We start from the raw sequence: 11,654 nt of genomic DNA on the forward strand, positions 1-11,654 counted from the left end.
TCCTTGAAGTAGTAGGTGGTGGCCGCCGAGGCCGGTGTGCCGCTGTCGGCCACCACCTACTACTTCAAGGACATCCAGGACCTGATCACCGACACCTTCGCGCTCTTCGTCGAACGCAGCGCCGAAGCCCTGTCGACCTTCTGGGCCAGCGTCGAGGGCGATCTCCAGGCCATGGCCGCCGGCCTGGCCCAGGACGATGCGCGGGCGCGCCGCGAGCTGACCGCCAATATCGTCGAGCTGGCGATCCAGTACGTGCGGGTCCAGCTCAACGAGCGGCGCGAGCATCTGCTCGCCGAGCAGGCCTTCCGCCAGGAAGCGCTGCTCAACCCGAGCCTCAGCGATCTGGCGCAGCGCCACCGGCAGATTCTCTCCCTGGGCGTCGTGCATTTCTTCGAAGTGCTCGGTTCAAAGCAGCCCGAGCAGGATGCCCGGGTGTTGACGGCCATCATCCTGCAGATGGAGTATCAGGGCCTGCTGGACGGGGCCGACCACCTGCAGATCGAGGAAATGCGTGCCATCCTTAGCCGCTATCTCGACCTGGTGATGGGCCTGTAGCCCCGGCTGCTGCATTCCAACCCCGCCATCCGGCGGGGTTTTCGTGTCGGAACTCCGGCGGCCTTTGCGCATCGCATGCAAAGGCATCCGGACCTAAGGAGGGCGTGATGAAAGTCTGGCGTGCACTGCTGCTGTTGAGCATCTGCCTGCTCAGTGGCTGCCTGGTGACGTTCAAGGACCCGATTCCGGCCAACGAGCCCGCGCCGGCTCACCTGCTGGGCCAGTGGTCGCGTGTGGACGAGTACGGCGAGGAGCAGTTCCTCGAGGTCACCCGTTCCGGCTCCAATCTCTACCGCGCCGTCAGCTATGTGGACAGCAAGGACAACACCGACAGCGTCGAGGACTTCGGCTTCACCGTCGCCCACCACGGCAAGCGCTGGTACCTCTCCGCCGGGCTGCCGAAAAGCATGGGCGGCAACTTCGCGCTGGCCGGCTTCGAGATCACCGACAAGGATGAACTGGTGATCTATAACCTCGATGTCGAGCACATCCTGCAGGACATGAAGGAAGGCGCGCTCAAGGGCGAGAAGGTCGACACCGAACAGGGTGCCGGCGCGCTGGTGAGCAGCCAGTTGCCCGAAGTGATCGCTTACCTCAACGATCCGGCCAATTCCGACGTGTTCGTCGAAGCGCTGCGCTTTTCGCGCGTGCCCCCGGGAGAAAAGCAATGACCCCACGGCGCAAGAAGTCCACGCCCAACGAATACCAGCAGATCATCCGTGGCCTGTCCGACCGCATCGTCGAGGCGCAGACGCCGATCCGCGTGCTCGACGCCATCAAGTGGGACGACGGCATCCGCGACGACTTCCTCAAGGGCCGCGGCAAGCACGCACCCAAGGTCGATCGCGCCTACTACGACGGCCGCCCGCTGTCCTTCGACAGCAGCGCGAAGAAGCAGGAATTCCAGAACATCGAGCGTGACATCACCCGCCACCTGGGGCAGTTCAACCCGGTCGGGCAGATCATGCGGCGCATGTGCAAGGAATACCGCATGGTCATCCGCATGCTCGAGGCGCGCGGCACCCAGGATTTCGGCCTTATCTCCCAGGAGCTCTACGGCTCGGCTTCCGACGCCTTCCACGCCGGCGACCCGACCCTGGCGGACCTGGGCCTGATGCTCTCGGACTACCTGAACAACATCGCCGACCGTGGCGACCTCAAGGACGAACCCAAGACCCTCACCGCCAGCGACGCGGTGAAGATGCTGCAGGAGCGCCTGAACCAGGTGTTCGACGGCAAGGAAGACACCATCCGCGTCTTCGAGTCCGACGGCATAGTCGCCGACGCCGCGGCCGGCGCCGACTACATCAAGGTGCGCGCCGACGCCATGTTCAACGAGCGCGACGTGCGCGCGCTGGAGGTGCACGAAGGCCTGGTGCACGTCGGCACCACGCTCAACGGCCTCAACCAGCCGATCTGCACCTTCCTCGCCAAGGGCCCGCCGTCCTCCACCGTGACCCAGGAGGGCCTGGCCATCCTGATGGAAGTGATCGCCTTCGCCTCCTACCCGACGCGCCTGCGCAAGCTCACCAACCGTACCCGCGCCATCCACATGGCCGAGGAGGGCGCGGACTTCCTCGAGGTGTTCCACTTCTACCGCGAGCAGAACTACAGCGTGGATAGCAGCTACCAGAACGCCAGCCGGGTCTTCCGTGGCTCGACGCCTGCAGGCTTGCCGTTCACCAAGGACCTGTCGTACCTCAAGGGCTTCATCCTGATCTACAACTACATCCAGCTCGCCGTGCGCAAGGGCAAGCTGGAACAGATCCCGCTGCTGTTCTGCGGCAAGGCCACCCTGGAAGACATGCGTACCCTGCGCCAACTGGTGGACGAGGGCCTGGTGGTGCCGCCCAAGTACCTGCCGCCGCAATTCCGCGACCTCAACGCGCTGTCGGCCTGGATGTGCTTCTCCAACTTCCTCAACCACCTGAGCCTCGACCGCATCGAGGCGGACTACGCCAATATCCTCTAATTACCTGTGCGGGATGGACCTCGGCCGTAGGATGGCGTGGAGCGAAGCGATACCCATCGCTATTCCGGCGCTGCAGGCTGATGGGTATCGCAAGCTCCACCCATCCTACGTAAGGCGTTTCCTTGCAATCAGGGCGCGACGTATGCAATGGATGAACTCATGCTGAACCGCTGTTTCCGCGCTGTTGCCGTCTCGCTGCTGCTAGCACTCAGCGGCTGCAGTTCTCTGCTGTTCTACCCCAGCGACGACGTCGCCATCACCCCGGCCCGCGCCAAGCTCGACTACCGCGACGTCACCCTGACCACCGCCGACGGCGTGAAGCTCGCCGGCTGGTGGTTGCCGGCGAAGGCGGGCGTGCCGGTGAAGGGCACCGTGCTGCACCTGCACGGCAACGGCGGCAACATGGCCTGGCACCTGGGCGGCGCCTATTGGCTGCCGGAGCAGGGCTACCAGGTGCTGATGCTGGATTATCGTGGCTATGGGCATTCCGAGGGTTCGCCGAGCCTGCCGGCGATCTACCAGGACATCGACGCCGCCTTCGCCTGGCTGGACAAGGCGCCGGAGGTGCAGGGCAAGCCGGTGATCCTGCTCGGCCAGAGCCTGGGCGGCGCCATGGCCGTGCATTACCTGGGCCTGCACCCGCAGCGGCAGAAGCAGTTGCACGCGGTGGTGCTCGACGGCGTGCCCGCCAGCTACCGCGACGTGGCGCAATACACCCTGAACACCAGTTGGCTGACCTGGCCGCTGCAGGTGCCGCTGTCCTGGCTGGTGCCCGATGGCGACAGCGCGATCCGCTCCGTGCCGCGACTTTCTGGCGCACCCGTGCTGTTCTTCCACAGCATCGACGATACCATTGTGCCCCTGGACAACGGCCTGAGCCTGTACAAGGCCGCGCCGCCGCCGAAGGTCTTGCAGCTGACGCGCGGCAACCATGTGGAAACTTTCGGCGAACCCGTGTGGCGCGAAGTGATGCTGCGCTTCCTCGATGATCCGCAGCACTTCACCGGATTGCGCCGGCTGGCCGAAGTCCCGAACTCCTCCTCTGCGGTTAAGCCAGAGGAATCGCAGGCCGACCCGAAACAACAAGGCAACCCATGAACGACCGCAACCCGATTTCCTACATCCTCACCGTCATCGCCACCATCTTCGTCTCGGTCGGCACGCTCTGGTACTACGGCTACCTGCACTTCGCCAAGCCCGAGGATGCGCTGGAGCTGACCCAGTTCACCATGCTCAAGAGCATCCCTGGCCAGGACACCAAGCTCGCGCTGGACCCGGCCGACCAGCAGGCGCAGTGCATTGACGGCGTGCTGGTGATGTTCGACATGACCCAGAAGGGCCTGACCGGCGTGCTGGTCGACGGCCGCAAGCGTGCCGTGCGCTGCCTGGGCGAAGAGACTCCGCAGGAAGTCAAATGACGGCCTGAGCTGCCGTCGCTGATAGAGGGAGGAAGCGTCATGCATCAGCCCGCGATCCGCGTCTGGCAGGGCGACATTACCCGTCTCGACGTCGATGCCATCGTCAACGCCGCCAACAGCTCGCTGCTGGGCGGTGGTGGCGTCGACGGCGCCATCCACCGGGCCGCCGGCCCGGATCTGGTCCATGCCTGCCGCCCACTGGGTGGCTGCAAGACCGGCCAGGCGAAGCTCACCCCCGGCTTTCGCCTGCCGGCGCGCTTCGTCATCCATACCGTGGGGCCGGTCTGGCGCGGCGGTGAGCACGGCGAGCCGGAACTGCTCGCCCAGTGCTATCGGAACAGCCTGCAACTGGCCGAGGACAAGGGGCTCGCCAGCATCGCCTTTCCCGCCATCAGCACCGGCATCTACGGCTATCCCGCCGACGCGGCAGCGCAGATCGCCGTGGATGAGTTGCGCCGTCCTCGCGGGGATGGGAGTTCATTGAAGGAAGTAGTGCTGGTGGCTTTCTCGGCGGAAATGGCGGAGCTGTATCGGCGGTTGCTCGCCTGATCGCTGGGCTGCTCCTGGCTTCTCGTAGGAGCGAGCTTGCTCGCGAAGCGTGGTCCCCCTCTGGAGTCGCCGGAATCCCCTCTCCCTAACCCTCTCCCTGAAGGGAGAGGGGACCGTAAGGTGCAGGTTGAAGCCAACGTGTCAGCCGGCACGAGCGGCTCCCTCTCCCTTCAGGGAGAGGGCGGGGGAGAGGGCGGGCCCCCGGCTCGATATTTCAGGACCGTAGGATGGGTATCGCTGCGCTCCACGCCATCCTACGAGAGCGCTCTATCCCGATGGCTCAATTGGCGCTGCTCACCGAGGAACGCGGCTGCACCGGATTGGCGTCGTTGGAGATGGTGACCTCGACGCGACGGTTCATGGCGCGGCCGGACTGGGTCGCGTTGCTCGACACCGGGTACTCCTTGCCATAGCCACGGGTAGTGACCCGCTCCGGCGCAACGCCCTGGCTCAGCAGCGCCATGCGCACGGCATCGGCGCGGCGTTCGGACAGGCTCTGGTTATACGAAGCCGAGCCACTGCTGTCGGTGTAGCCCTCGATGATCACCTTGCGCTCCGGGTTCTGCTGCAGGAAGCCGGCGAGGTTCTGCACATTACCCATGGCGCCGGGCTTGAGTTCCGCGCGGTCGAGGTCGAACAGCACATCGCCGAAGGACACCATGGTCCCGCGCGAAGTCTGCTTGGCGTTCAGCTCGCCCTTGAGCTTGTTCAGCTGCGCGGTACGGGCATCCAGACGCGCCTGGGCACGCTGGGCGGAGGTGTTCTTCAACTGATCTTCCGCGTCGCGCAGGGCCACCGTCTGGTTGGCCAGTTCGATGCGCTGCTGGGTGAGGTAGGCCAGCTGGTCCACTTCCTTCTGGTCGGCGCCGTCGCGGTAGGCCTTGTCGGCCTTGGCCAGCCAGTCGCCGGCATCCTTGGTTTCCAGCGCGGCCTGCTGGGTGGCCTGGGGTTGCGCTTGCAGGGCCTGGAAGTCGCCACGGGCTTTTTCCAGGTTCGCGTTGGGCGGCGTGGAGCAGGCGGCCAGAGCCAGGGCGAGGGTCGAAACAGCGGGCAGTACGATGAACTTTTTCATGTCGAATTCCTTATATGACCGGGCGTTGGGGCGGGATCACTGGGCCTGCTGCAGGCCTTCCTGACGCAACTCCATCACGCCCTGCTGGGCGTCCTTCACCGCGTTCTGGGCCTTCACGGCCTGGGATTTGCGCTCGGCCACGCGAGCATCCCACTCGGCCTGCTGAGCCAGTTTCCTGGCCTGGTCGTATTCCTTGTCGTTCAGGGCAATGCGTGCCTGGGCAAGCTTGTCCTGGGCGTTCTTGGTTTCCACCGGGGCGTATTCCGGGCCGCCATTGCTGACGGCGGCGTTCACCGCCGATTCGGTGACGGCCATCTGCTCGCTGGGCGGGTTGCCGGCGCAGCCGGCCAGCAGCACGGCGCTGCCCACGGCGAGCAGCCCCAGTCGCCAGCGGCGCAGCGAGATGGAGGTGGAAAGAGCAGGGACGGTTCGAGCGCTTTGAGATTTCAGTTCCATTGGGTGAATCCTCTGACGTTTGGTAAGGGTTCCCTCGGCGTTTCGAGTGCCGGCGGATGCGGGCCGCTCTCCGGCGCGGTTCTGCGCCATCGATAGCGGGCATCTGTTTAGGGGACTAAGTGTTTTGCCAGGGGGTTCAAAAAAAATGCCCGCCGTGATGGCGGGCATTTTCAGCGAGCGGCGTCGATCAGCCGCGATGACGCAACAATCGCAGGCCGTTGAACACTACCAGCAGGCTGGCGCCCATGTCGGCGAAGACCGCCATCCACAGGGTGCCTTCGCCGGCCAGGGTCAGGGTCAGGAACACCGCCTTGATACCCAGCGCCAGCGCGATGTTCTGGATCAGCACGCGGTGGGTCTGGCGCGACAGGCGAATGAAGGACGGCAGCTTGCGCAGGTCGTCGTCCATCAGCGCCACGCCGGCGGTCTCGATGGCGGTATCGGTGCCCGCCGCGCCCATGGCGAAGCCGATATCGGCGCGGGCGAGGGCAGGGGCGTCGTTGATACCGTCGCCGACCATGCCAACGCGCTTGCCGCCTTGCTGACGCTGCTTCACCTCGCTCAGCTTGTCTTCGGGCAGCAGGTTGCCCAGGGCGACGTCGATGCCGACCTGCGCGCCGATGGCATTGGCGGTGTGCGGGTTGTCGCCGGTCAGCATCAGCGTCTTCACGCCCAGTTCGTGCAACTGAGCAACCGCTTCACGGCTGGTCTGCTTGACCCCGTCCGCCACGGCAAACAGCGCCAGCGGGCCTTCGGCATCGAGCAGCACGATTACCGTCTTGCCCTGTTGCTCGAGGGCGTCCAGGCGGGCTTCCAGTTCCTTCGAGCACAGCTCCAGCTCCTCCACCAGGCGATGATTGCCCAGGTGATAGGTGCGGCCGTCGATCTCGCCTTTCACGCCTCGGCCGGGCAGGGCGGTCAGCTCGCCGACGCTGTACAGCGCCACGTTGTCGGCCTCGGCGGCCTGGGCCACGGCCTGCGACACCGGGTGATCCGAGCGCGCGGCAAGGCTGGCGGCCAGGGCGCGCACGTCGCCAGCGGCGGTGTCCCGCAACGCAGTGAAGTCGGTCTGGCGCGGGCGGCCCTCGGTCAGGGTGCCGGTCTTGTCCAGGGCGATCCATTCCAGCGAGCGGCCCATCTCCAGGAACACTCCGCCCTTGATCAGGATGCCCAGGCGCGCCGCCGCCGACAGGCCGCTGACGATGGTCACCGGGGTGGAAATCACCAGTGCGCAGGGGCAGGCGATCACCAGCAGCACCAGCGCGCGGTACACCCAGTCCAGCCAGGCGCCGCCGAAGAACAGCGGCGGCAGCAGCGCGGTGGCAATGGCGATGAGGAACACCGCCGGGGTGTAGATACGCGAGAACTGGTCGACGAAGCGCTGGGTCGGCGCGCGCGAGCCCTGGGCTTCTTCCACGGCGTGGATGATCCGCGCCAGGGTGCTGTCATCCGCCACTCGGGTGACGCGGTACTCCAGCGCGCTTTCGCCATTGATGGTGCCGGCGAACAAGGTGTCGCCGACCTGCTTCTCCACCGGCAGGCTCTCGCCGGTGATAGGCGCCTGGTTGACGCTCGAGCGGCCGTCGAGCACCTCGCCATCCAGGGCGATGCGCTCACCGGGGCGAGCACGAACCCGGGCTCCGAGGGCGACGGATTTGGCGGAGACCTCCTGCCACTGCCCGTCCACCTGCACCGTGGCCTGTTCCGGCGCCAGTTGCAGCAGGCCGCGAATGGCATTGCGCGCGCGGTCCAGCGACTTGGCCTCGATCAGCTCGGCGATGGCGAATAGCACCGCCACCATGGCCGCTTCCGGCCACTGGCCGATCAGCATGGCGCCGGTCACGGCGATGCTCATCAGCGCGTTGATGTTGAGGTTGCGGTTCTTCAGGGCGATCCAGCCCTTGCGGTAGGTCGGCAGGCCCGCGCCAAGAATCGCGGCGATGGCCAGCGCCGCCACCAGCCAGTGCGGGCCGATGGCGAACCACTCGAAGAACTCCGCGCCCGCTGCGGCGACACCGGCCAGCGCCAGCGGCCACCAGGGCTTCTGCTGGGCGGGCTGGGAGGAGGTGGGGGCGTTGTCGTCCACTGGCTCGGCCTGCATCCCCAGGGAAGCCACCAGCTTCTGCAGCGGCTCGATGCTGTCGAAGCGATGCTGCACGCGCAGCAGACGCTGCATCAGGTTGAAATCCAGGTCTTCCACGGCGGACACGCGGCCCAGCGCGTCGCGCAGCAAGCGTTCCTCGGTGGGGCAGTCCATGGCTTCGATGCGCAGGCTGGACCAGCGCAACTCGCCGCTGGCCGAACCGGCCGCGGCAGTGGCGGCGCTTTCGGCCAGGGCGCTGCGATCCTCGCCGTGATCGTGATCGTGATCGTGATCGTGATCATGGTCGTGCGAATGCGCGGCAGGTCCGGCGGACGGGGCACGCAGCAGCGCGCCCTTGTCGCAGCCGCAGCAGCCGGCGGCATCGTGTTCGCGGTGCTCTTCCTGAAGAGGGACAGGGCCGCGAATGGTCGGCCCCTGGCGATTGGCAGTCATGTCGTCCGTTCCTGTTTGACGAGTTGCTGGTGATTGCACACCCTGTAGCAACTACAGAGTCAAGCATCCTTGGCGAGGAGTCTCGAATGAAGATCGGTGAACTGGCGAAACTGACCGGCTGCCCGGTGGAAACCATCCGCTACTACGAGCGCGAAGGCCTGCTGCCCGCGCCGTCGCGCAGCGAAGGCAACTACCGACAGTACGATGCCAGCCACGTCGAGCGGCTGTCGTTCATCCGCCATTGCCGTTCGCTGGACATGACACAGGAGGAAATCCGCATCCTCCTCGGCCTGCGCGACCGCCCCGAATCCGATTGCGGCACCGCCAACCGGCTGATCGACGAGCACCTGCACCACGTCGAGGTGCGCATCGCCGAACTGCAGTCACTCAGCCAGCAACTGCGCGACCTGCGCGCGCAATGCCAGGGCGAGGGCAGCAGCGAGGATTGCGGCATCCTGCGCGAGCTGGAGCAGCCGGCGGAGCCTTCGGTGGTCCCGGAAGCCTGCGCCGGGGCAGGGCACCTGCATGTGCCAGGCGTGCATGGCCGGCATTGAGTGCTTTTTCGTAGGAGCGAGCTTGCTCGCGAACCCGCTCGGCGCCGGATCTGCCGGTAAATCTGTTCGCGAGCAAGCTCGCTCCTACAGGTAATGCAAACGCCCGGAATCCCTGCTTGGCATTGACGGCTTTTTGTAGGAGCGAGCTTGCTCGCGAACCCGCCCGGCGCCGGAGCTGCCAGTAAATCGGTTCGCGAACAAGCTCGCTCCTACCGTAAAACGAAGCGCCCCGGCGTGTGCATTCAGGAATGCTCCGCCTCCGTCAGCTCATGCAGGTACTTGCGCGACAGCGCCAGGAAGCGCGGAGTAGGGCCGACGTCCTCGTAGATCGGGTCGCCCTGTTCGTCCTGCGCCACCACCTTGGTCCCCTGCACGTAGGGGAAGCTCGCCTCCAGTTCCTCCAGCGCTGCGTTGACCAGTTCCCCCAGCAGGTCCTCGACGCTGCGCTTGGGGTACATGTCGTGCAGCGCGGCCAGACGCGCGGCGGTCTCGATGTCCAGCGGGATGCTGTACTGGTGGTTGGTCATGCGCCCCCTGGCGTTCTTTTCCCAATGGCGTACCAGCTCGCGGATTTTCATGTTCACCTCTAGGGTCGTTACGTGGCGGTCGGCCCTCGTGAGGCCGCCGCAGGTTTTCCCGTCGATGGGGATAACTTTCAGCCTAGACGTTGTCCGAGCAGGATTGCGGGCGTTCGTCGCGCCCTTGCCAGCCAGCGCACTGGGCGGCACTGTGAAGCGCCAAGCGACGCCTTTTTCAATCAAGGACTCTCACTCCAAGGAGACCGTGATGCCGGATATCGACGCGCGCCTGCGCGAGGACGTTCACCTGCTCGGCGAGCTGCTCGGGCGGACCATCCGCGCCCAGTACGGGCAGGGCTTCCTCGACAAGATCGAACTGATCCGCACCGGCGCCAAGGCCGCCCGCCGCGGCTCTGCCGAAGGTGCAAAACAGCTCACCGCGACCCTCGATGGCCTGGGCGAGGACGAACTGCTGCCGGTGGCGCGGGCCTTCAACCAGTTCCTCAATCTCGCCAACATCGCCGAGCAGTACCACCGCATCCGCCGGCGCACGCCCAAGGAGCCGGAGCCCTTCGAGAACCGCGTGCTGGCCGAACTGCTGGGCCGCCTGCGCAAGTCCGGCCTGGGCGCCGAGGGCCTGGCACGGCAGGTAGCGGAGCTGGAGATCGAGCTGGTGCTCACTGCGCATCCGACCGAAGTGGCGCGCCGCACGCTGATCCAGAAGTACGACGCCATCGCCGCGCAACTGGCTGTGGGGGACCACTCCGACCTGTTGCCCGAGGAGCGCCAGGCGGTGCAGGAAAAGCTCCAGCGCCTGATCGCCGAGGCCTGGCACACCGACGAGATCCGTCGCACCCGGCCGACTCCGGTGGACGAGGCGAAATGGGGCTTCGCGGTGATCGAGCACTCCCTCTGGCATGCGCTGCCGGCCTTCCTCCGTCACGTCGACCGCACCCTGCAGGAAACCCTTGGCGAGCGCCTGCCGCTGGAGGCCGCGCCGATCCGCTTCGCCTCCTGGATGGGCGGCGACCGCGACGGCAACCCCAATGTCACCGCGGCGATCACCCGCGAGGTCCTGCTGCTGGCGCGCTGGATGGCCGCCGACCTGTATCTGCGCGACGTTGATAGCTTGGCCGCCGAGCTATCCATGCAGCAGGCCAGCGACGAGCTGCGCGGCGAAGTCGGCGACCTCGCCGAGCCTTACCGCGCGCTGCTCAAGCAATTGCGCGAACGCCTGCGCGCGACTCGAGCCTGGGCAGAGCGCGCCATCCATACCGGCGAGGAACCGGGCGCGGAAGTGCTGCAGGACAACCGCGAACTGCTGGAGCCGCTGCAGCTCTGCTATCGCTCGCTGCAAGCGTGCGGCATGGGCGTGATCGCCGATGGCGACCTGCTCGACACCCTGCGCCGCGCGGCCACCTTCGGACTGTTCCTGGCGCGGCTGGATGTGCGCCAGGACTCCACGCGCCACGCCAGGGCGATGGGCGAGATCACCGAGTACCTGGGCCTGGGCAACTACGCCGAGTGGGATGAAGGCGTGCGGCAGGAATTCCTCCTGGAAGAACTCGCCAGCCGCCGTCCGCTGCTGCCGGCCAATTACCAGGCCTCGCCGGAAACTGCCGAAGTCCTCGCCACCTGCCGCGTGGTGGCGCAGGCGCCAGCGGCCTCGCTGGGCTCCTACGTCATCTCCATGGCCGGTCAGCCCTCCGATGTGCTCGCCGTCCAGCTGCTGCTCAAGGAATGCGGGCTGCAGCGGCCGATGCGCGTGGTGCCGCTGTTCGAGACGCTGGACGACCTGGACAACGCCGGACCCTGCATCGACCGCCTGCTCAGTCTCGACAGCTACCGCACCGGGCTGGCCGGGCCGCAGGAGGTGATGATCGGCTACTCCGACTCGGCCAAGGACGCCGGCACCCTCGCCGCCGCCTGGGCGCAGTACCGCGCGCAGGAAGCGCTGGTGGACATCTGCCGCAACCATGGCGTCGAGCTGCTGCTGTTCCATGGCCGCGGCGGCACCGTCGGCC

11 protein-coding genes and 1 pseudogene are annotated in these 11,654 nt (G+C 66.4%); 8 read left to right on the top strand and 4 right to left on the bottom strand.

Annotated elements, in window-relative coordinates:
• Positions 1-18: 18 nt before the first annotated feature.
• The 6 genes and pseudogenes from ACCC94_RS23085 to ACCC94_RS23110 form a co-directional block, all read left to right on the top strand.
• Positions 19-555: pseudogene (locus tag ACCC94_RS23085) on the top strand (TetR/AcrR family transcriptional regulator); the annotation flags it as partial.
• A gap of 107 nt (positions 556-662) precedes the next feature.
• A complete protein-coding gene (locus ACCC94_RS23090) occupies positions 663-1,226 on the top strand; it encodes a hypothetical protein (protein ID WP_413351918.1) in 564 nt (187 codons plus the stop codon).
• Complete coding sequence (locus ACCC94_RS23095) at positions 1,223-2,527, top strand: flavohemoglobin expression-modulating QEGLA motif protein (protein ID WP_413351919.1); 1,305 nt, start codon at positions 1,223-1,225, stop codon at positions 2,525-2,527. The genes ACCC94_RS23090 and ACCC94_RS23095 overlap by 4 nt, the downstream gene beginning before the upstream one ends.
• A gap of 159 nt (positions 2,528-2,686) precedes the next feature.
• On the top strand, positions 2,687-3,625 hold the full coding sequence (locus ACCC94_RS23100) for an alpha/beta hydrolase (protein ID WP_413351920.1): 939 nt from the start codon (positions 2,687-2,689) through the stop codon (positions 3,623-3,625).
• On the top strand, positions 3,622-3,945 hold the full coding sequence (locus ACCC94_RS23105; protein WP_413351921.1) for a hypothetical protein: 324 nt from the start codon (positions 3,622-3,624) through the stop codon (positions 3,943-3,945). Before ACCC94_RS23100 ends, ACCC94_RS23105 begins: the two co-directional genes overlap by 4 nt.
• Before the next feature lie 39 nt (positions 3,946-3,984).
• Positions 3,985-4,494, top strand: coding sequence for an O-acetyl-ADP-ribose deacetylase (locus tag ACCC94_RS23110; RefSeq protein WP_413351922.1), 510 nt, complete (start codon positions 3,985-3,987; stop codon positions 4,492-4,494).
• Between the two features lie 280 nt (positions 4,495-4,774).
• Here ACCC94_RS23110 and ACCC94_RS23115 read toward each other — a convergent pair whose 3' ends face one another.
• From ACCC94_RS23115 to ACCC94_RS23125, 3 genes are all read right to left on the bottom strand, one after another.
• On the bottom strand, positions 4,775-5,566 hold the full coding sequence (locus ACCC94_RS23115) for an OmpA family protein (RefSeq protein ID WP_413351923.1): 792 nt from the start codon (positions 5,564-5,566) through the stop codon (positions 4,775-4,777).
• 36 nt (positions 5,567-5,602) lie between these two features.
• Positions 5,603-6,022, bottom strand: coding sequence for a DUF4398 domain-containing protein (locus ACCC94_RS23120; protein WP_413351924.1), 420 nt, complete (start codon positions 6,020-6,022; stop codon positions 5,603-5,605).
• Positions 6,023-6,209: 187 nt separating this feature from the next.
• Positions 6,210-8,558, bottom strand: coding sequence for a heavy metal translocating P-type ATPase (locus ACCC94_RS23125; protein WP_413351925.1), 2,349 nt, complete (start codon positions 8,556-8,558; stop codon positions 6,210-6,212).
• Positions 8,559-8,644: 86 nt separating this feature from the next.
• On the opposite strand from ACCC94_RS23125, the gene cadR reads away from it, so the two are divergent.
• The gene (gene cadR, locus ACCC94_RS23130) at positions 8,645-9,112 is read left to right on the top strand and encodes a Cd(II)/Pb(II)-responsive transcriptional regulator (protein ID WP_413351927.1); all 468 of its coding nucleotides are present in this window, start codon (positions 8,645-8,647) and stop codon (positions 9,110-9,112) included.
• 242 nt (positions 9,113-9,354) lie between these two features.
• On the opposite strand, the gene ACCC94_RS23135 is transcribed toward cadR, so the two are convergent.
• Positions 9,355-9,690, bottom strand: a complete 336-nt coding sequence (locus ACCC94_RS23135; protein ID WP_413351928.1) for a pilin assembly protein — start codon at positions 9,688-9,690, stop codon at positions 9,355-9,357.
• Between the two features lie 208 nt (positions 9,691-9,898).
• On the opposite strand from ACCC94_RS23135, the gene ACCC94_RS23140 reads away from it, so the two are divergent.
• The coding region (locus tag ACCC94_RS23140; RefSeq protein WP_413351929.1) for a phosphoenolpyruvate carboxylase at positions 9,899-11,654 on the top strand (1,756 nt) is incomplete at its 3' end.

This window comes from Pseudomonas sp. Pseusp97, assembly GCF_047304025.1.
Lineage (GTDB): Bacteria > Pseudomonadota > Gammaproteobacteria > Pseudomonadales > Pseudomonadaceae > Pseudomonas.